The sequence below is a fragment of the Tenacibaculum pacificus genome, assembly GCF_027941775.1.
Classification (GTDB): Bacteria; Bacteroidota; Bacteroidia; order Flavobacteriales; family Flavobacteriaceae; genus Polaribacter; species Polaribacter pacificus_A.
In genome coordinates this window covers 685,039-705,248 of the sequence record NZ_CP115917.1, presented here as the reverse complement: position 1 = coordinate 705,248, position 20,210 = coordinate 685,039, and the positions used below count along the sequence as shown (strand labels likewise).

Genomic DNA, 20,210 nt, shown 5'->3' with positions numbered 1-20,210 from the left:
AATCTCAGATAAATTAATTTATCTGAGATTTTTAATTTTATTTTTTATCACTTAAAAAATTACTACGGATAAAAAATCTCATCAATATTCCTTAAAACCTCCAGCAAACAATACGTGTTACTTTATTTCCTTGGCTCATAGGAATTACTTTAAATTCTTTTACTTTTAGTTTTTTAGCAGAATCTTGTAAACTTTTTACATTTTCTTTTTTTGATACTAAACTAGTAAACCATTTACTCAATTCTGGTTGTAATGAACTTTCGTATAAATAAGTATGTAAAAAAGCTTTTTCACCTCCTAAATACCATAATTCATTTGAGTTTCCTGCAAAATTACGAACTGTATTATTTCCTAAATTTCTCGATTTTCTTCTATTTGCACCTCTTGCTTCTTCTTCCGATTTATAAAACGGAGGATTACACATTGTTAAAGTAAAAGCATCATCTTCTTCTGTTATTCCTTTTAAAACATTTAACTCATCAAATTGTTGACGTAATTTAATTTTAGCATCTAAATTATTATCATCAATAATATCTTGTGAATAATCTAATGAATCTAAATCTATATCAGTTGCTACAAAATTCCAGTCATAAACCGATGCTCCTAATAACGGATACACACAGCTTGCACCTGTACCAATATCTAACACGGTTACTTCTTTTTCATCAGGAATTAAATCGGCTAAATGATGAATATAATCTACTCTACCCGGAATTGGAGGACATAAATTTTCATCAGGAAAATTCCAATCTTTAATATTATAATAAGCAAATAACAATGCTTTATTAAATTCTTTAACAGCAACAGGGTCTGAAAAATCAATAGTTTCTTTATCAAATTTTTCAATAACAAACTCTGAAATTTGAGGATATTTTTCTTTTAAAAATTTAAAATCGTATCCGTTTTTGTGCTTGTTATTTTCGTGTAATCCTTTTTTATCTTCCATCTAAAATATCAGTACTGTAAATTCTAATTGTAAAGGTTTTAAGCCTTTTTTTAACTCTTTTATTAAAGTATTTCCATAGGATAAATAATATTCAGAAAAATTACGCTGACGCTCTTCTAAACTTCCATTTGGTAATATTTCATTTTGTAATAATGTAATTCTATCTACCAAATTTTTATGATTGCGTTTTTCTGCTCGTAACCAACGTTTTTCTAAATTATCTAATCCTTTTAATTGTTTTTTTTCTTGTGCATTTACAGCTCCTACAAACGATATATCTGTTTTTTCGGCAAAGGATTTTAAACTAAAAAATTGTTCTTTTAAAAACTCTTTTTGTTTGGTGAAATCTATTTTTTCTTCGGATACTTCTAATATTTTATTTTTAAGTAAGATATTTTGTTTCAAAAAAATCTCTTCTAATGAAATTGATAATTTATCTAATTTACCAGCTTGTTTTTCAGAAATTATTTGTGCCGAATTTCGTAATAATAAAATTGGAAAAGGCACTTTAACTTCTTCAAAATAACTTTTTAATTCTAACCAATAAGCTAATTCTCCACCTCCACCAACATAGCAAAGATTCGGCAAAATCACTTCTTGATACAACGGACGCATAATTACATTTGGCGAAAATCGCTCAGGAAATTCATGAACTTCTTTTAATAATTCATCTAAATTCCAAGAAATATTTGTGTCATTTACTTTATAAGTATCATCTTCATAAATAATACGCTCTCGAATTTCATCTGTTAAATAAAATAAATTAATTTCTCTCGGATTTACTTGAATTTTATAATTTTCACCTAAAGATTTAATCGTTTCTGTAACTTTTTTATACGATGTTTGATTTTTTAATTCTGTTTCTATAAACGGAATAAATTCACGTTTTAACTCTCGTTCATCTGCATCAATAATTACCAAACCGTATTCTCCAAATAATTCATTGGCAATATAACGAGTTGCATCGGCTAAATTAGCACACTTTATATATGCTTCTTCAAATAATTTCTTTAGATATTCTGCATTTTTTGATGTTCCTAAATGATTCGATAAAACCTCTAAAACATCTGCTAATCCTTCTGTTGAAAAACGTCCTACTCCACCTGTTTGCGTAGAATTCCATTGTACTTTTTTACCTTTAAAATTGAAGTAATTAATTTCATCAAAATCATGGTCTTCTGTTGCCATCCAATAAATAGGAACAAAATTTTCCTTCGGATTTTTAGCCTTTAAATCTTCACATAAATTAATAACAGAAATTATTTTATATAAAAAATATAACGGTCCTGTAAATAAATTTAACTGATGTCCTGTGGTTATTGTAAAAGTATTTTCTAAAGATAAACTAGCAATATTTTGAGCCGTATTTGCTGTTGTTGTTACTTTTAAATATTGTTTTTCTAAAACTTTAACAAGCGTTTTTCTTTTTTCTATTGAAAAAGTGGCTTTTTTAGTTTTTATTTGATTTTTAAATCCTTCTGAAGATGAAAAATTAGCATAAAAAGGTTTTATTTCAGGAGATTGCTCTAAGTAATCTAACATTGTTTTAGAGAAAAAACCAGTCTTTTTAAAAGGAATGTGTGTTACTTTCAATGTACTTATTTTTTCTTGAAGTTTACAATCATTATCATTTATAATCATGGTTCAAAAATACTAAAATTTGATGCTAAGTCGAAAACAAAACAATAATCTAACAGATTTTTAACTACATTATTTTTTAAATCAGAGATTTTGTTATTTTTACAATGAATTTAGGTTTTTATGCTGTAATTTAATTATTTGTAAAAATGCCTAGCCCCGATTGAAGCATTTGTTTGAGCTCTTTTTTATTTTTTTCTTTTGAAAAATAAAAAAAGCGAGTGCGGAAAGCGGGAAATTGCTTCAAATTAATTTTATTGTTTTTAATAAAAAACACTAATTATTCATTAAAAAAAGTACACTTAACAGTAAAAAATTATGCAATTTAAACATCCTGAAATTTTATATTTTTTATTTTTTTTACTGATTCCGATATTGATTCACTTATTTCAATTACAACGTTTTGAAAAAGTTACATTTACCAATGTTGCTATTTTAAAAAAATTAGTAACACAAACCCGAAAAAGTTCACGCATAAAAAAATGGCTGATTTTAGCAACTCGTTTATTATTGCTTACCGCTTTAATTTTAGCCTTTGCACAACCTTATTTTAGCAATCATAAAAGTGATGAACAACAACATTTTTTTATTTATTTAGATAATTCATTAAGTACAAATACAGCAGGTGAAAAAGGTGATTTATTACAAGTATCATCACAAGAAATTATTGAAAACACTTCAGAAAAAGCAATGTATTCTTTGCTAACAAATGATGCTTATCATCAAAATAAAACAGCTTCAGAATTAAAAAATATTTTGTTAGAAATTAAAAATACGGCTAAAAAAACAGCTTTAGAAACTGTATTATTAAAAATTTCGAGTGAGCAACTAAAAAATAAAAATACTAAAAATATTATTATTTCTGATTTTCAGAATGTAAAAAACACAGTACTTAATCAGTTACCTAAAAATACTTCTTTCGTAAAATTAAATCCGCAAGAAAAAAATAATTTATCTATTGATAGTGTTTTTGTAAATACAAATAATTCAAGTAATTTCGAAATACAAATTGTTGTTAAAAATCAAGGAAATGCAAAAAAAGAAGTTCCTATTGCTATCTACAACAAAGAAAAATTAATAAATAAACAGCTGTTTTCTATCGAAAAAAATGAAACTAAAAAAGTTGTTTTTTCGATTGTTAATACTTTCGATTTTTTAGGTAAAATTGAATTAAATTTTAAAGATACTTATTCGTTTGATAATTCTTTTTATTTCGCGATTAATACAAATTCTAAAATTAAAGTTTTGTCTATTGGTAAAAATGCTAACTTTTTAAAACGAATTTATAGTGATGATGAATTTGATTTTACAGCTTTAAATACACAAAATTTAAATTATAATTTAATTCCGAAACAACATCTTATTGTTTTAAATGAAATTGATAATTTATCAGAAACACTCATAAAAAGTCTAATTGATTACTCTAAAAAAGGTGGAAATTTAGTTATTATTCCATCTAAAAATGCAACAATTTCTTCTTATAATAGTTTATTAAATCGACTTGAAATAGGAAATATCAACTCATTAAATGACAATCAAAAAAATGATAGCTTAAAAATTACAGATATTAATTACAAACATCCATTATTTAAAAATGTGTTTGAGAAAAAAGTGCGTAATTTTCAATATCCTTTTGTAAAAACAGCTTATAATACTACTTTTAAAAACACCAATACTATTGTTTCTTTTGAAAACAAAAAACCATTTATACAACAAATAAATACGGTGAATTCAAAAGTGTATTTTTTAGCATCTCCGCTTAATAAAGAAGAAAGTAATTTTATAAATTCGCCTTTAATTGTTCCTGTTTTTTATACCATCGGAAAACAAAGTTTACAACTATCTAAAGGATATTATATTACTGATAAACAAAATGTTATTTCTATTGATAAGATTATTTCTAAAAATGAAGTACTATCGATTTCAAATAATGAAATTTCATTTATTCCGCTACAACAAACACTTCAAAATAGTGTAAAAATCACAACAAAAAACCAACCATTAACAGCTGGATTTTATCAAATAAAACAACAAGAAAATATTTTAAAAAATATTGCTTTTAATTATCCGAAGAAAGAAAGCTTGTTAAACTTTTTAGATATTACAACTACTGAAAACCAAAAAATTTCTACATCAGTAAAGCAAACGTTAATAAATAGTAACAACGAATACAAAATTCAATGGCTTTGGAAATGGTTTTTAGTGATTGCCATTGTATCTTTGCTTGTTGAAATTTTGATCTTAAAATTCTTTAAACCAGTGACAACGCTATTAAAATCGGCAACTATTATTGATGCGCATAGCCCTTACCACCAACAAACTAAAGATATTTTAATTACTGACGGAATTATTACTAAAATTGATAGTAATATTACCGATAAAGAAGAATATCAAATTATAAAACTTGATAATTTACATGTTTCTACAGGTTGGTTTGACACCAGTGTTTCTTTAGGTGAACCAGGATATGAAGAACGTGAAACTATTAAAAATGGTTTACAAGTAGCTGGTAAAAGCGGATTTACAGATATTGCTGTAAACCCAAATACAAATCCTGTTATTGATAACAAAGCAGCTGTTGAATTTCTAATTTATAGAGCCAACGGATTTGCTACAAATGTATACCCAATCGGTACGTTAACTCAAGGATCGAAAGGTATTGAAATGGCGGAATTATATGACATGCAACAATCTGGTGCTATCGCTTTTGGTGATTATAAAAAACCAATAGCAAATGATAATTTACTAAAAGTAGCCTTACTTTATACCCAAAATTTTAACGGATTAGCACTTAGTTTTCCTAAAAACAACGCAATTGCTGGAGAAGGTGTTGTTCATGAAGGTAAAAACAGTACTCTTTTAGGTTTAAAAGGAATCCCTGCTTTAGCTGAAGAATTACAAATTTCTCGTGATTTATTTTTATTAGAATATACAGGCGGAAAATTACACATTCCTACCATTTCAACTAAAAAATCAGTACAATTAATTAAAGAAGGTAAAAAGAAAGGATTGGATGTTACCTGTAGTGTAGCCATTCATAACTTATTTTTAACAGATGATGAATTACATCAATTTGATGGAAATAAAAAAGTAAATCCACCTTTAAGAACTTCGGATGATATCAAAGCATTATTAAAAGGAGTTAAAGATGGAACGATTGATATAATTACTTCTGATCATAATCCGATTGATATAGAACATAAAAAAGTAGAGTTTTCAAGTGCAAAAGATGGAACTATCGGTTTAGAAACTGCTTTTGGAGTTTTAAATTCTGTATTAGATTTAGAAACAATTGTAACTTGTTTATCTGATAATCCAAAAGAACGTTTTGGTATTCAAAAAGCAAGTATCAACGAAAATGAAGTTGCTAATTTATCTATTTTCAATCCTGAAGGAACGTCTATTTTTACTGAAGAAGATATTTTATCTACTTCAAAAAACAGTGTTTTTTTAGATAAAAAGCTAAAAGGAAAAGTATATGGGATTTACAACAATAAACAATTAATTTTAAATATATAACTATGGAAAACTATACTGTGAAAGAAGGAAAAACAAATGCTATAATTAGTCATTTTTTAATTATAGGAACTATTATAGCACTAGTATTGAATAAAGATAAAAATAATTCTTTTACAAGTTTTCATATTAGACAAATGATTGGATTGAATGCTCTTCTATTATTAGATAGTTTTATCCTTAGTAATTATATTGGTCTTTTTGGAGGAATCGTTATTCGTATTTTTTTATTCGTTCTTTGGTTAATTAGTTTTATGGGAGCATTAAAAGGTGAAGAAAAAAAATACCTATTTTAGGAGATCAATTTCAAGATTGGTTTAAAAATATTTAAACAAAAAACACATTTATTTCGATGTTAAATTATATTGTAAGAGAGCCTAAACAGGCAACTACTAATCCACCATTATTAATTTTATTACACGGATATGGTAGTAATGAAGAAGATTTATTTTCATTTGCTCAAGAATTACCTGATAATATGCTAATTGTTAGCGCACAAGCACCTTATACTATAGGTGGTGGTGCTTTTGCTTGGTATGCAATTAATTTTGATGCTAATGATGAAAAATTTTCTGATTTAGAAGAAGCAAAAGAATCTGTTGATAAAGTTTCAGATTTTATTGATGAAATTAAAACAAAATACAACACGAATCCTGATAAAACATTTTTATTAGGTTTTAGTCAAGGAGCTATTTTAAGTTATGCTTTGAGTTTTAATTACCCTAATAAAGTACAACATGTAATTGCTTTAAGTGGTCATCTTAATGAAGGATTAATTCCTGAAAATATAACAAAAAGTGATACTGATTATTATATTTCTCACGGAACTGTTGACCAAGTAATTCCTGTTGATTGGGCAAGAAGAGCACCTGTATTTTTAAATGCTAATAATTTAAAAAATGATTATTCAGAATACCCAGTAGGACGTGGTGTTGCTCCTCAAAATTTTTACAGTTTTCAAAAATGGATAGAAAACCGTTTATAAAAAATTAAATTATAATAAAAAAACCGAGCTTAAAAACTCGGTTTTTTATTTTATCCTAAAATTTGACTTGCGTGTTCTTTGGTTTTTACTTTACTAATAACGTCTTTAATAATTCCATTTTCATCAATAACAAAAGTTGTTCTATGGATACCATCATACTCACGTCCCATAAATTTTTTAGGTCCCCAAATACCAAAAGCATTAATTACTTCTTTTTCTTCATCTACTAATAAAGGAAAAGGTAAATCATGTTTATTAATCCAATTTTGTTGACGCTTTGCAGAATCAGCACTTGCACCTAAAATAGCATATCCTTTTGCTAAAAAAGACTGATAATTATCTCTTAAATCACAAGCTTCATTTGTACAACCAGGTGTACTTGCCTTTGGATAAAAAAATAATACTAACTTTTTTCCTTGATAATCAGAAAGTTTTATGGTGTTTCCTTTTTCATCAACAGACTCGAAACTAGGTGCCTTATCTCCTACTTTTAATGTTGTCATAATTTTGTAGTTTAAAATAGTTAGTTATTAAACCAAAGTTACAAAGTTGCTTTGAATTAACAATAAATTTATAGTTGTTCTTTGTTAGTTTGTACCTTTGTTTATCTATATTAAAAAAATAAAAAATGACCAAGGAAAATAAAGTACAATTTGTTATTGATACCTTAGCCGAATTATATCCTGAAATACCTGTTCCTTTAGATCATAAAGATCCATATACTTTATTGATTGCTGTTTTATTATCGGCACAATGTACCGATGTTCGAGTAAATAAAATTACCCCGTTACTTTTTGCCAAAGCCGATAATCCATATGACATGGTAAAAATGAGCATCGAAGAAATTAAAGAAATTATTCGTCCTTGTGGTTTATCTCCTATGAAATCAAAGGGAATTCACGGTTTATCTAAAATATTGATTGAAAAACATAATGGAGAAGTTCCTCAAAGTTTTGAATATCTAGAAGAATTACCTGCCGTAGGTCATAAAACTGCTGGTGTAGTTATGAGTCAGGCTTTTGGAGTTCCTGCATTTCCTATTGATACACACATACATCGTTTATTATATCGTTGGAATTTAACGAATGGTAAAAATGTAATTCAATCAGAAAAAGATGCAAAACGATTATTTCCTGAAGAATTATGGAACGACCTTCATTTACAAATAATTTGGTACGGACGAGAATATTCTCCTGCTCGTGGCTGGAATTTAGAAAATGATATTATTACGAAAACGATTGGTAGAAAAACAGTTTTAAATGATTACCATAAAAATAAATCATAAAAAAAGCTTCAACATTTGTTGAAGCTTTTTTGTTATTAATTCAAATTTAATTCTATAAAATAATTTGACGATGTTTTTTCTACTTTCAATGATTTAGAAAAATTAATCAAAAATTGAATAGTTTCTTTTTTAGGATTCATTTTTAAATCCGAAGATTTATCTAGGTAAATTCTCATCATACTTTTTTTCTTTATTCATTTTGTTTTCAAGTATTTAACGACGACAATATTACTTTATTGCTTAATTAACTAGAATAATTTTATTTTTTTCAATTATTTTTCTCAGATTAATTAAAGCATACCTCATTCTTCCTAAAGCAGTATTAATACTTACACCAGTATTTTCAGAAATTTCATTGAAACTCATATCATTATAAATACGCATTTTTAAAACTTCTTTCTGTTCTTCAGGTAATTCTTCTAACAAATCTCTTACATCAGCTAGTATTTGCTCTTTAATAATTTTATTTTCTGCATTTAATGCTCCATCTGCTAATACCGAAAAAATATCAAAATCATCAGTATTATTAAACTTAGGCATTCTGTTTTTTTTCCTAAAAAAATCAATAATTAAATTATGAGAAATACGCATAACCCAAGGTAAAAACTTACCTTCTTCGTTATAATTTCCTTTTTTTAAGGTTCTTATTACTTTTATAAAAGTATCTTGAAATATATCCTCTGTAGTATCTCTATTTTGTACCTTACTGTAAATAAAACTGTACAGTCGTTGCTTATGACGTTTAATCAATAACTCTATAGCTAGTTCTTTTCCGTTAATGTAGTCTTTAACTAAAACACTATCACTTACAATATCTTTATGTACCATATTACTTTTTTTTACAGAGTACTATAAGCACTCTTTAGTTAAGGGATATATTTTTTTTAAAAGTAATTTTTTAGATATAGGCGTGTAATTAATTGATTATTAGACTCCAAATATGTGATTTTTTTTCAAAAAAGCAAGAATTGTTTAATATTTATTAAAAAAAGTTAAAATTTCATTGATTTAACCTCTAAATCATCAAATATTATTATAAGCACATCATATTTCAGACATAATTAACTGATTAACAAAATCTTATTACATATATTTACAATATTACATTACAACAAATTATAGTAAATTAAATTTTACCCCCCGAAAACATGTTAAATACAAATTATAAAATCATTAATACATTAATTTATCCTTCTGATAATTATTTTTCTTTTAAAGCAATAATAAGACAGTTAGATATTATTTTTCATAAAAATAAACCTCAACATATCCCCTTTTTTAGCTTAAATAACAATCCCGTTATTTTTAATAAAACTCCCCCTTAAAAAATGTATTTATTTAAAATTAAACTTTTTTACAGACTTATAGACGGCTAGTGTTGTAATTAAAAACAGGTATTAAAGCTATCAACATACACAAAAAAATCATCTATAAAATTCTTATAAAAAATAAGATATACAGGCTTAAAACTTCACCTTTTCAAAAAAAACTCATAAAAATAACATTAAACCAAATACTTAAAGCCTGTTTTAATTTCAAATAAAGTATCTTTTTTAAGATATAAACATCATTCTGAATTTATTTCAGAATCACATAAAATGAAGAACTACGGTAAATCAAGGTGTGAAACTGAAATAAATTCAGTTTGACAGATTCAATTTCTTAACTATAAAACTCTTTTTAGATTAAATTTAAACAGGCTCTTATATAATAAAAAAATAATTTTACATAATAAGATAATCAATACTATTTATCTTTATTAAAGGATACAAACAAATACACAACCACGCTAAAATAAAAGATATTATAAAACTCAACAAGCAAGAACAAATGTAATATTACATCACATTTTTTTCATCAAAATAAAACCCCCAAATAATTATGCAAAAAAAAGTAATAGGCTATTTTAACAATTGGACTCCTCTAGAAGAGGCTCAAAACAAATACGAAGGATATACTGATCTTTTATTCTCGTTTTGGCAAGACCCTGAAACAAGTGTGACAGGTGCTGCTGAAGAAGTTTTAAAAACACCTGAAATTCTTGAATTCTTAAAAAGTAAAAATAAAAAATGTATTCTTGCTACTGGAGGCAAATATCTTTATCCATTAAATTACGAGGCAGTTAATTATGGTACAGCCTTAGCTAACTTTGCTATTCAACATAAGTTTGATGGCGTTAATTTAGATATTAAAAATATAGCAATAACATCTCAAGTAATTCAATGGTTAATTGATGTTACCATTACTGTGCATCAAATTAGTAATGAAAAAAATTATCCTTTAGAAATTTATCATACTCCTCAAGCTACATTATTTATGGCTAATGAAGGCTATAGTGAAATAGAAAAAAAAACTAATGGTATAATTAATTATTATAATATTCAGTACTACAATCAAGGTGAATGGGAATATCAATCTTATGAAGATTATACATCCTTATTTGAAGAAATGTATAATAATATAGAAAACCCTACTGCTATTCTTAGTATTATCAGACAAGGAATACCTGCTAATAAACTAATTGTAGGTAAACCAATCACTACTGATGATGTAAATAATACAGGATATATTTCACTAGAAAATTTTGAAGATATTTTAAGTACAGCTATCACAAACAAAATTCCATTTGGAGGTGTAATGGGTTGGAAAGTTGATAGTGATATTAATGGAATATGGGGTAAATCAATAGCTAAAACAATCGAAAATAGCAAAATAGAAAATCCTATGAAAGTAGAAATATAATAACTTTCAGCTTTATAAAAACACAAATCAAAAAAGAGTTTCAAAAGTAATATTTTGGAGTTCTTTTGATTTTTATAGATACACTAAAAAAAATTATTGACTGAATACATTGTTTTCACAACATAAAATCAGATTTAGAAAACAGCTATCTAAGAAATTCAATTAACAGAAATAGGAAACTTAAAGTATTTCACTTAAAACCTTGATTACATTAATCATAACAAGGCTCACATAATGCAAATTATACTTTTACTGTAGCTAAATAATAGTTTATTTTATTATAAAATTTTAAACTTTTATTACTGATAAGTAATGGAAGTTCTTCTTTATAAAAAGCTCACAAACTATTAAACATTTGATGCTTATTAAATTCAGAAACCTTATTTTTATAGCTTATTTTTTAAGTAAATGAAAAGAGACCTTTCTAGCATCAATCCCAAAGAAAACATCATTATAAAAGGAGCAAAACTCCATAATTTAAAAAACATTGATGTTGTTATCCCTAGAAATAAACTAGTAGTAATAACAGGGCTTTCAGGTTCTGGAAAATCATCATTGGCTTTTGATACTTTATATGCCGAAGGACAAAGACGTTATGTAGAAAGTTTATCATCATACGCTCGTCAATTTTTAGGAAAATTAAACAAACCAAAAGTAGATTATATAAAAGGAATAGCTCCTGCAATTGCTATTGAGCAAAAAGTAAATTCAACAAATCCGAGGTCAACTGTAGGAACCTCAACCGAAATTTACGATTATATAAAATTATTATATGCTCGTATTGGTAAAACTATTTCACCAATATCAGGTAGCGAAGTAAAAAAACATACGGTTTCTGATGTTCTTAATCATGTAAAAAATTTTGAAGAACGTACCAAACTTTTATTATTAGCTCCAATTATCATCAATAAAAATAGAGATTTAAAAACTGTTTTACAAGTTTTAACTCAACAAGGATATGCTCGTTTAAAATTTAATAATAACGTTTTAAGAATTGAAGATTTTCCTATTGATAATTTTAATAATGAAGATTTCTTTTTAGTCATTGATAGAATTGTTACTAAAAATGAAGAAGATTTTTATAATCGATTAGGTGATGCTATTCAAACTGCTTTTTTTGAAGGAAAAGGAGTTTGTTTTATTGAAAACTTAAATGAAAAAACCGTTACCGAATTTAGTAATAAATTTGAGTTAGATGGCATTACTTTTTTAGAACCTAATACACATTTATTCAGTTTTAACAATCCGTACGGAGCTTGTCCTACTTGCGAAGGTTACGGAAGCGTAATTGGTATTGATGAAGAATTAGTAATTCCAAATACAGGGTTGTCAATATTTGAAGATGCTATTTTTCCTTTTAAAACAGATAGCTATAAAATTTATAAAGAAAACTTAATTTTAAATGCTGTCGATTTTAATATCCCTATTCATAAACCTTGGTTTGAGCTTTCTGAAATTCAAAAAGAATTAGTTTGGAACGGAACGAATAAGTTTGAAGGAATACACGATTTATTCAAAAAACTAGAAGAAAAAAGCTATAAAATTCAAAATAGAGTAATGCTTTCTCGCTATCGCGGAAAAACAACTTGTAACGATTGTAACGGAAAAAGACTTCGAAAAGAAGCTAATTATGTACACGTACATTGAAAAAGTAATTTCAGATTTAGTAACACTTCCTTTAGATGAATTATCAGTGTTTTTCAATAATTTAAAACTAAATGAACACGAATTAGCAATAGGAAAACGATTACTTACCGAAATTAAAAATCGCTTGCTATTTTTAACTGATGTTGGCTTAAATTATTTAACCTTAAATAGAACTTCAAACACACTTTCTGGAGGTGAAAGTCAACGAATAAACTTAGCAACATCATTAGGAAGTTCACTTGTTGGCTCTATGTATATTTTAGATGAACCTAGTATTGGTTTACATCCAAAAGATACCGAAAAATTAATTGATGTACTTAAAGATTTACGTGATTTAGGAAACACCGTTATTGTAGTTGAACATGATGAAGATATTATGAAAGAAGCCGATTATATTATCGATATAGGTCCAGAAGCAGGAACTTACGGTGGTAACGTAGTTGCTGAAGGTACTTTTGATGATATTATGAAATCCGACTCTTTAACAGCTAAGTATTTATCCGAAGAATTAAAAATTGAAATCCCTACAATACGTAGAAACTCAAAAAACACCATCAATATTATTGGTGCTCGTGAAAATAATCTTAAAAATATTGATGTTTCTTTTCCGTTGAATACCTTAACTGTTATTACAGGTGTTTCTGGAAGTGGAAAAAGCACCTTGGTTAAGAAAATTTTATATCCTGCAATGCAGAAAAAGCTCGTTGGATATGGCGAAAAAGTAGGTCAATTTACTGATATTACAGGAAGTTTTGAAAATATAAAAAATGTTGAATTTATCGATCAAAATCCTATTGGGCGTTCTTCAAGGTCTAATCCTGTAACTTATATAAAAGCTTATGATGATATTCGTAAATTATTATCTGATCAAAAATTATCGAGCATCAGAAATTATCAGCCAAAACATTTTTCTTTTAATGTAGAAGGCGGACGTTGTGAAGTTTGTAAAGGTGAAGGTGAAGTTACTATTGAAATGCAATTTATGGCAGATGTACACTTGCAATGTGATACTTGCCAAGGAAAACGCTTTAAAAAAGAAGTTTTAGAAGTTACTTTCGGTAAAAAATCAATCGATGATATTTTAAACCTAACTATTGATGATGCAATTACTTTTTTCGATGAACGAGAACAACATAAAATTGCTCGTAAATTAAAACCTTTGCAAGACGTTGGATTAGGTTATGTACAATTAGGACAATCATCATCAACATTATCTGGAGGAGAAGCGCAACGTATAAAATTAGCTTCATTTTTGATGAAAGGAAATACAAAAGATAAAACTTTATTTATTTTTGATGAACCAACAACAGGACTTCATTTTCAATGATATTAAAAAATTATTAACATCTTTTAATGCTTTAATAGACAAAGGACATTCTATTATTGTAATTGAACACAATATTGAATTAATAAAGTGTGCCGATTATATAATAGAACTTGGTTTAAAAGGTGGAAAAAATGGAGGAAACCTTATTTTCACAGGAACTCCTGAAGAATTAGCAAAAAACAAAAAATCGTTTACAGCTAGTTATTTAGCCGAAAAAATAACTTAAAATAGAAAAGCTGTCTGGTTATTAATCAGACAGCTTTAACATAACAAAAATTAACAAAAACTCAATATTTTATTGAAGATTTTTATCTCCAGTATTAGGGTTATACACATAGTTAAAAGTGTAATATTGTCCTCCTGAATTTTGAGGATCAGCAGAATTAGAACTATCCATATCTTTATAGTAACTTAAAATTTCCATTTTAGCATAATTACCATCTATTGTTCTTACAATAATTATTTTTCCAGCTACAGGATTAATACTATGATCTGCCATATTATAAGTATACCAAGTACTTTTTGGCAATGCTAAAACTCCTTCTTTTGCATCTTGTTTAAAAATAGCATTATCAGGTATTGTTTTTACACTCGAAAATGTTCCATCAACTAATAATAAAGATGCATTTCCTGTTTTATTAGGTTCTTCTTTTATACCTGTACTTTCTCCTCCGTTTACTATAATTGTTGTTGCTCTAAAAGCAATATCCCAATTATCATCGGTTACAATTGCTCCTTTTTTAAAACTAAATTTAATAAATTCTCCAGAAGCTTTTGGTGGATTTACCGAATAATCAGTAGTTTGTTGTGCATATAAATTCTCTATTCTTTTAGATATTGATTCTTCTGGTAATGTATCATTATTATCACTACAATGAAACAGTAATAAAAGTAAGTATTGTTATTATTAGAATTGACTTTAAAATATTCATTTTCTATTGATTTATAGATATATTAAAAATTAAATTGCACATTACAGTAATAAGTTCTCCCTAAACGTAAAACACTATCATTATTTGCAAAACGTTTTTTATTTGCAGATTCTTTTTCATTAAAAAGATTATCTATTCCTAATTGAAAATTCATTAAGCTAAAAAATGTTTTTGCTCCTGCTATATTTATTTGTGTGTTTGAAGAAACAAAATCATCAAATTGATCAATAATTCCCTGACTACTATTAGTATCAAACAACGCATATTTACTTTTATATACAGCTCTAATATTTGCAGAAAAATTGTGTTTATAATTTTGATAAAAAACTTTAAAATTTGCCATATGTTTAGATCGATTTGGCAAACCGAAATAATTTGACATTGTCATTTTTTCTGATGATGAAGACGGTGTTCTTCTAAAAAATACCTCACCAGCCTTTATTTTTGATGTTGCTGTTTTATCACCTGTATCTAAAAATTGATATCCTCCTAAAACAGTAAAATTTGAATTTAATTTATAATTAACATCAAGTTCAATACCCTGAGTGTAAACTTCGTTTATGTTTTTATAAGAATAAATTCTTGTACCTAAAGGCAATCCTAAATCAGATGCGTTTAATTGTGTATCAAAAGTATCTATCAAATCTTTAATATCATTTCTGAAAAAATTGATATTAAATTTTAAATTTGTTGTTGGCTTTAACTGAAAACCAAAATTATAACCAATAGAAGTTTCTGGTTTTAATTCTTTTTCAATAGTTTTTATTTCTGATAAATTAGGATATAAATCATATAAAGTTTGAGTACCTAAAACTACATATCCACTAGCTGAGTTTCTAAAATTGAAATAAAGCTGTCTAAAATCAGGAGCTTTAAATCCGCAACCAACCGACGCTTTTGTAGTAAGCCAATTATTGACTTTATAACTTGTCGCTATTTTTGGTGTAAAAGCTGATTCGTAATTATTACTATCTTCAAATCTAGCTCCAATAACAATATTTAAATTTTTAATTGGATTGAAATCAAATTGCCCTAAAATATATGGCGTATTATATTTTTTTATCCCTGTAAATTCTGTTCTTTCTAATACATCAAAATTAGCACCAACACCTACAATTAAAGTTCCTGAACTAAAGCTATTTTTCGATTTAATTTCGGGTCTTGTTAATGTTTGATTATATAAAGTAGCATTTCTATCAAACATACTTTCTGCTTTATATTTTGTTGTATAAAAATTATAATCTAGCGTCCAATTATCCGTTATTTCATTGAATTACTTTAGCATTAACACTCCAATCTGTTTGCTTATTACCTTCTCTATTATTACCTTGATATTTTTTATAAACTCTATTAGAAACAACGGTTTTTAAATTCTTCGAAAAATCATAACTTACTTGTAAATTACCTGTAAAATTCTGATGTGCTTCTGTTGTTTTTGAAAGGGTTTCTGGAGATAAATCAAATCCATTACTTGAATTTAAATTTATTCCTGAAACCAATCCAAAACCTTTTCTTTTCCACTTAACATTGGTGCTTATATCCAATTGGTTTGTAGCTCCTCCTTTTGCTAAATAGCTTATTAAACCTTCTAATTTTTCATTTTTAGGTTGTTCTGTTATAATATTAATAACTCCTCCAATTGCTTCAGACCCATATAAAGAAGATGATGGTCCTTTTACTATTTCAATTTGTTTAATATTATTAACTGTAATTCTATTTAAATCGATATTTCCAGATGCTCGTCCTACTATTGGAAGTCCATCAATTAAAATTAATATATAATCCGCAGAAATTCCTTGAATTTGAACTCCTTTTGCACCTCCAAAATCAGAAGCTAAAGTTATTCCTGTTTGTTCAACTAAAATATCTTTTAACCTTACTGTACCCGATTTTATTATTTGAGCTTTTGTTATTAAAGTTACAGGCATCGGTACAGATGACAACTGTCTTTTGGTTCTTGTTGCAGTAACAATAACCTCATCTAAATTAGATATTTCTAAGCTTTCATTATCAGCCACTATTTTTTCTTGAGAAAAAACAGTTAAGCTAATAAAAGCAAAAGCAGTAAATATTTTTTTATTTAGATACATTCTTAATAATTTTCAACAAATATATATACTTATTTTAAACCAATCTAAATAAAATTTATATTTTTACAGGAAATTTATAAAAACATAAAAATGAAAAAAGTAATTCTAGGAAGCTTCATACTATTATCAATATTTACAATAAATGCTCAGAGTAAAAAATCAAAAGATAAAGACGCTATCAAAAAAATGTGTGGTTGTTTTGAAGTAACTTTTAATTTTGCAGAAACTTTTAATAATAGTAACGATTCGTTATATAAACCATCAAAAACAAAAAAAGATAGCGCTTTAGAATGGGCTGAGTTAATAAAAAATGGTAATAATAAAATAGCTATTCAGCATTTGTTACAAGTAGGTAATCCTGCTAAACCACATATTGTAAAACATTGGAGACAGGATTGGGTGTATCAAAACCAAGATTTCTACATGTATAACGGTGATAATAATTGGTTGTATGAAAATAAATCGAAAAAAGACGTAAAAAAACAATGGTCTCAAAAAGTATTTCAAGTTGATGATAGTCCTCGTTATGAAGGATCAGGATCTTGGGTTCATATAGATGGAAAAAGTTATTGGGAAAGTACTACTGATGCTCCCTTACCTCGTAGAGAATATACTAAAAGAAATGATTATAATGTAACTGAAAGAGGTAATCGTCAGTGAAATTACAAACTACGGATGGGCACATGATCAAGATAATAAAAAAATTATTAGAAAAACAGGAGAAAAAGATATTATTCTAGCATCTGAAAAAGGTTATAATACTTATGTTAAAGTTGCTGATAGTCGTTGTAAAGCAGCACAAAACTGGTGGATTAAAAATAATCCAAAATGGAAATTGGCAAGAAATAAATGGAATAAAGTATTTGCTAAAAAAACAAATTTGTCTTTAAAAAGAAAAGTTGAAAATAAGCCTTTATATAAACATTTATTTTCTGATAAAATTAAAGAAGAAAAAGATATAAATAACATTATTGAATCTTTTATAAAAGAATAAAATTCTATTATTTATCTAAAAAATAACATAGTTATTTTTAGTGACTTTAAAGTGTAAAAAAAAGTCTATAAAATAATCATTTTTGTACCTATTAAAAACAAAATAAAGCAACCATTTTTTATTTATTATATATTTTAACGATTATGTTAAACTTTTATTAATTTTTTACCTATTTTAGTATTACTTAAACGATAAATTTATGGTTGCGCTTAAACCCAAAAAAGGTAGGTTGTTAATTGCAGAACCTACTATTTTAAACGATAGTTCTTTTAAACGAACTATTGTTTTACTAACAGAACACACATCAAAAAGTTCTGTTGGTTTTATTTTAAATAGACCCTTAAATCATACTTTGAGTGATTTAGTACCTGAAATAGATTGTGATTTCAGAATATATCAAGGAGGACCTGTTGAGCAAGATAATTTGTACTTTATACATAAAGTACCCCAATTAATTCCCAATAGCATTGAAGTTGCTAATGGTATTTATTGGGGTGGTAATTTTGATCATTTAAAAGAACTCTTAATTGAAAACATGTTAAAACCAACAGATATTCGCTTCTTTTTAGGCTATTCTGGTTGGGATACAGATCAATTAATTGATGAGTTAAACATTGACTCTTGGTTTATTTCTGAAAATGATTATAAAAATATTTTAGAAACCAACAACGAAAGCTTTTGGAAAAATAAACTCCTTCAAAAAGGTGGCAAATATAAAATTTGGGCAAATGCACCAAGTGATATTCAAATGAATTAACCAGTAATAGCTAATAATTTAAGGCTACTCTTTATTTTATTAGTTATTTCTGTTGTAAATACTTTCTTTCTATAATTTGTAACCGACTGAATACCTACAATAGCATTTGTAATAAAAACCTCATCTGCTTTTTGTAGTTCAAATGGAGAAATAAGTGTTTCTTCAATACTGTAATCAGGATGTTTTTCTAAAATTTCTATTACTTTTTTTCTGATAATTCCTTTTATGCAACCTTCTGTTAAAGCTGGAGTTTTTATAATACCGTCTTTTATTACAAAAATATTCCCATTTGTTGCTTCAACAACTCCTTTTCGTTCGTTAAGTAATATACAGTTATCTAAATCATTTTCATCTGCAAAAATAGCAGACAAAGTATTTAACATTCTGTTTGTCGTTTTTATAGTTGACAATAAACCTGAATAGTTATAAAAGTCTTTATATAAATCAACTTTATAACTAGTTTTTTCTATATGATTAAACTCACTTGCTTCGATTAAATAATCAATCTCGTTTGAAGCTGGATTATATAACCCTCCATCTTTTCTATAAACAGTTAATCGAACTCTATAATTTACAGCTTTAGGAAGTTCCTTTGTTATTTTTAAAATTTCTTCTTGTAAAAACTCAAGCGTAAATTTCATTGGAATCTTCATACGTAACATTCTCATTGATGCCATCAATCTAAAATAATGGTCTTCAATAAAAACAACCTTTGTATTTAATACTCTTACAGTTTCAAAAATAGCATCTCCATACTTAAAAGCTCTATTATCATTAGATAATTGTAGTTCTTTTTCTGATATTATTTTTCCGTTAAAATTTATCATTTTTTTAAAAAATTTGATTGCAAAATTACAATTTAGGCAATTAGTAGCCATAAAAAAACTCGACAAATGCCGAGTTTTTTTTATAAAGCATAAAAATACTATGCTCCTATACTATTCTTTAAGCTTTCAATTTGACTTTCCCATAACATTTTAGCTTCATCAACTTCATCATCATCGGCAAAATCTGTAATAATTACAGCTACATCTTTAGTTAATGGATCTACTTGTATCAAAAATTCAAAATAACTTTCATCACCTTCACTTTCAATCCATTTATATTTTATGCGCTCATTTGTCTTCTTTGCTAAAATTTTTGCCTCTTCCTCTGAATCATCCCAAGTAAAAGTGATTAATTTTCCGCGAGAATTAACTTTATCAGCAAACCATTCCTCTAATCCTGAAGGTGTTGCCAAACTATTAAACAACATACTTGGTGATGCGTGTATAGGAAATTCTAATTCGTATTTAACTTTTGTCATTTTTTTTTCTTAGTATGGCAAGGTATATCTTTATTTCTTAAAAAA

Annotated in this window: 16 protein-coding genes and 2 pseudogenes; 8 read left to right on the top strand and 10 right to left on the bottom strand. The window is 26.7% G+C overall.

Features of this window, described 5'->3' with window-relative positions; translation table 11 throughout:
- Nucleotides 1-91: 91 nt before the first annotated feature.
- Entirely contained in the window at nucleotides 92-946 is an 855-nt protein-coding gene (rlmF, locus tag PG913_RS03225; RefSeq protein WP_271231596.1) for a 23S rRNA (adenine(1618)-N(6))-methyltransferase RlmF, read from the bottom strand.
- Nucleotides 947-2,539: a bacillithiol biosynthesis cysteine-adding enzyme BshC gene (bshC, locus tag PG913_RS03220; protein ID WP_271231595.1), complete on the bottom strand. Its 1,593-nt coding sequence runs from the start codon at nucleotides 2,537-2,539 to the stop codon at nucleotides 947-949.
- Nucleotides 2,540-2,902: 363 nt separating this feature from the next.
- Here bshC and pyrC point away from each other — a divergent pair, with 363 nt between their 5' ends.
- From pyrC to PG913_RS03200, 3 genes are read left to right on the top strand one after another with little or no spacing between them, the layout of a single operon-like run.
- Entirely contained in the window at nucleotides 2,903-6,103 is a 3,201-nt protein-coding gene (gene pyrC, locus PG913_RS12865) for a dihydroorotase (RefSeq protein WP_333780783.1), read from the top strand.
- 2 nt (nucleotides 6,104-6,105) lie between these two features.
- A complete protein-coding gene (locus PG913_RS03205) occupies nucleotides 6,106-6,396 on the top strand; it encodes a hypothetical protein (RefSeq protein WP_271231594.1) in 291 nt (96 codons plus the stop codon).
- A gap of 56 nt (nucleotides 6,397-6,452) precedes the next feature.
- Nucleotides 6,453-7,085 carry an alpha/beta hydrolase gene (locus tag PG913_RS03200; RefSeq protein WP_271231593.1) on the top strand — a complete coding sequence of 211 codons (633 nt, stop codon included), beginning with the start codon at nucleotides 6,453-6,455 and terminating at the stop codon, nucleotides 7,083-7,085.
- A 50-nt stretch (nucleotides 7,086-7,135) separates the two neighbouring features.
- Here PG913_RS03200 and bcp read toward each other — a convergent pair whose 3' ends face one another.
- Nucleotides 7,136-7,588 carry a thioredoxin-dependent thiol peroxidase gene (bcp, locus tag PG913_RS03195; RefSeq protein WP_271231592.1) on the bottom strand — a complete coding sequence of 151 codons (453 nt, stop codon included), beginning with the start codon at nucleotides 7,586-7,588 and terminating at the stop codon, nucleotides 7,136-7,138.
- Between the two features lie 125 nt (nucleotides 7,589-7,713).
- Here bcp and PG913_RS03190 point away from each other — a divergent pair, with 125 nt between their 5' ends.
- Nucleotides 7,714-8,370 (top strand): endonuclease III domain-containing protein, encoded by a 657-nt coding sequence (locus tag PG913_RS03190; RefSeq protein ID WP_271231591.1) that lies wholly within the window; start codon nucleotides 7,714-7,716, stop codon nucleotides 8,368-8,370.
- 35 nt (nucleotides 8,371-8,405) lie between these two features.
- Here PG913_RS03190 and PG913_RS03185 read toward each other — a convergent pair whose 3' ends face one another.
- A complete protein-coding gene (locus PG913_RS03185) occupies nucleotides 8,406-8,546 on the bottom strand; it encodes a hypothetical protein (protein WP_271231590.1) in 141 nt (46 codons plus the stop codon).
- A 64-nt stretch (nucleotides 8,547-8,610) separates the two neighbouring features.
- Nucleotides 8,611-9,198 carry an RNA polymerase sigma factor gene (locus tag PG913_RS03180; protein ID WP_271231589.1) on the bottom strand — a complete coding sequence of 196 codons (588 nt, stop codon included), beginning with the start codon at nucleotides 9,196-9,198 and terminating at the stop codon, nucleotides 8,611-8,613.
- Between the two features lie 1,053 nt (nucleotides 9,199-10,251).
- On the opposite strand from PG913_RS03180, the gene PG913_RS03175 reads away from it, so the two are divergent.
- Nucleotides 10,252-11,112: a glycosyl hydrolase family 18 protein gene (locus PG913_RS03175; RefSeq protein ID WP_271231588.1), complete on the top strand. Its 861-nt coding sequence runs from the start codon at nucleotides 10,252-10,254 to the stop codon at nucleotides 11,110-11,112.
- 408 nt (nucleotides 11,113-11,520) lie between these two features.
- Nucleotides 11,521-14,312 (top strand): annotated as a pseudogene (gene uvrA, locus PG913_RS03170) (excinuclease ABC subunit UvrA).
- Nucleotides 14,313-14,381: 69 nt separating this feature from the next.
- Here the strand turns inward: uvrA and PG913_RS03165 are convergent.
- The 3 genes from PG913_RS03165 to PG913_RS03155 all read right to left on the bottom strand — a co-directional run bounded on the left by PG913_RS03165 (nucleotide 14,382) and on the right by PG913_RS03155 (nucleotide 17,108).
- Nucleotides 14,382-14,792: an HmuY family protein gene (locus tag PG913_RS03165; protein ID WP_271232120.1), complete on the bottom strand. Its 411-nt coding sequence runs from the start codon at nucleotides 14,790-14,792 to the stop codon at nucleotides 14,382-14,384.
- Nucleotides 14,793-15,040: 248 nt separating this feature from the next.
- Complete coding sequence (locus PG913_RS03160) at nucleotides 15,041-16,222, bottom strand: TonB-dependent receptor plug domain-containing protein (protein WP_271231587.1); 1,182 nt, start codon at nucleotides 16,220-16,222, stop codon at nucleotides 15,041-15,043.
- Nucleotides 16,223-16,283: 61 nt separating this feature from the next.
- Nucleotides 16,284-17,108: a TonB-dependent receptor plug domain-containing protein gene (locus tag PG913_RS03155; RefSeq protein WP_271231586.1), complete on the bottom strand. Its 825-nt coding sequence runs from the start codon at nucleotides 17,106-17,108 to the stop codon at nucleotides 16,284-16,286.
- 90 nt (nucleotides 17,109-17,198) lie between these two features.
- On the opposite strand from PG913_RS03155, the pseudogene PG913_RS03150 reads away from it, so the two are divergent.
- Nucleotides 17,199-18,102 (top strand): annotated as a pseudogene (locus PG913_RS03150) (DUF6607 family protein).
- Between the two features lie 199 nt (nucleotides 18,103-18,301).
- Nucleotides 18,302-18,859 (top strand): YqgE/AlgH family protein, encoded by a 558-nt coding sequence (locus tag PG913_RS03145; protein ID WP_271231585.1) that lies wholly within the window; start codon nucleotides 18,302-18,304, stop codon nucleotides 18,857-18,859.
- On the opposite strand, the gene PG913_RS03140 is transcribed toward PG913_RS03145, so the two are convergent.
- Both PG913_RS03140 and PG913_RS03135 read right to left on the bottom strand, forming a co-directional pair.
- Entirely contained in the window at nucleotides 18,856-19,686 is an 831-nt protein-coding gene (locus PG913_RS03140) for an aminotransferase class IV (RefSeq protein WP_271231584.1), read from the bottom strand. The two genes, PG913_RS03145 and PG913_RS03140, sit on opposite strands and share 4 nt — an antisense overlap.
- Nucleotides 19,687-19,784: 98 nt before the next feature.
- Entirely contained in the window at nucleotides 19,785-20,165 is a 381-nt protein-coding gene (locus PG913_RS03135; RefSeq protein WP_271231583.1) for an START-like domain-containing protein, read from the bottom strand.
- Between the last annotated feature and the right edge of the window lie 45 nt (nucleotides 20,166-20,210).

What these genes read in the sequence shown, in the direction of transcription:
- rlmF (WP_271231596.1), bottom strand. Translation starts at nt 946, where the DNA reads ATGGAAGATAAAAAAGGATTACACGAAAATAACAAGCACAAAAACGGA.
- pyrC (WP_333780783.1), top strand. Translation starts at nt 2,903, where the DNA reads ATGCAATTTAAACATCCTGAAATTTTATATTTTTTATTTTTTTTACTG.
- PG913_RS03205 (WP_271231594.1), top strand. Translation starts at nt 6,106, where the DNA reads ATGGAAAACTATACTGTGAAAGAAGGAAAAACAAATGCTATAATTAGT.
- PG913_RS03200 (WP_271231593.1), top strand. Translation starts at nt 6,453, where the DNA reads ATGTTAAATTATATTGTAAGAGAGCCTAAACAGGCAACTACTAATCCA.
- bcp (WP_271231592.1), bottom strand. Translation starts at nt 7,588, where the DNA reads ATGACAACATTAAAAGTAGGAGATAAGGCACCTAGTTTCGAGTCTGTT.
- PG913_RS03190 (WP_271231591.1), top strand. Translation starts at nt 7,714, where the DNA reads ATGACCAAGGAAAATAAAGTACAATTTGTTATTGATACCTTAGCCGAA.
- PG913_RS03185 (WP_271231590.1), bottom strand. Translation starts at nt 8,546, where the DNA reads ATGAGAATTTACCTAGATAAATCTTCGGATTTAAAAATGAATCCTAAA.
- PG913_RS03180 (WP_271231589.1), bottom strand. Translation starts at nt 9,198, where the DNA reads ATGGTACATAAAGATATTGTAAGTGATAGTGTTTTAGTTAAAGACTAC.
- PG913_RS03175 (WP_271231588.1), top strand. Translation starts at nt 10,252, where the DNA reads ATGCAAAAAAAAGTAATAGGCTATTTTAACAATTGGACTCCTCTAGAA.
- PG913_RS03160 (WP_271231587.1), bottom strand. Translation starts at nt 16,222, where the DNA reads ATGTTTGATAGAAATGCTACTTTATATAATCAAACATTAACAAGACCC.
- PG913_RS03155 (WP_271231586.1), bottom strand. Translation starts at nt 17,108, where the DNA reads ATGTATCTAAATAAAAAAATATTTACTGCTTTTGCTTTTATTAGCTTA.
- PG913_RS03145 (WP_271231585.1), top strand. Translation starts at nt 18,302, where the DNA reads ATGGTTGCGCTTAAACCCAAAAAAGGTAGGTTGTTAATTGCAGAACCT.
- PG913_RS03140 (WP_271231584.1), bottom strand. Translation starts at nt 19,686, where the DNA reads ATGATAAATTTTAACGGAAAAATAATATCAGAAAAAGAACTACAATTA.
- PG913_RS03135 (WP_271231583.1), bottom strand. Translation starts at nt 20,165, where the DNA reads ATGACAAAAGTTAAATACGAATTAGAATTTCCTATACACGCATCACCA.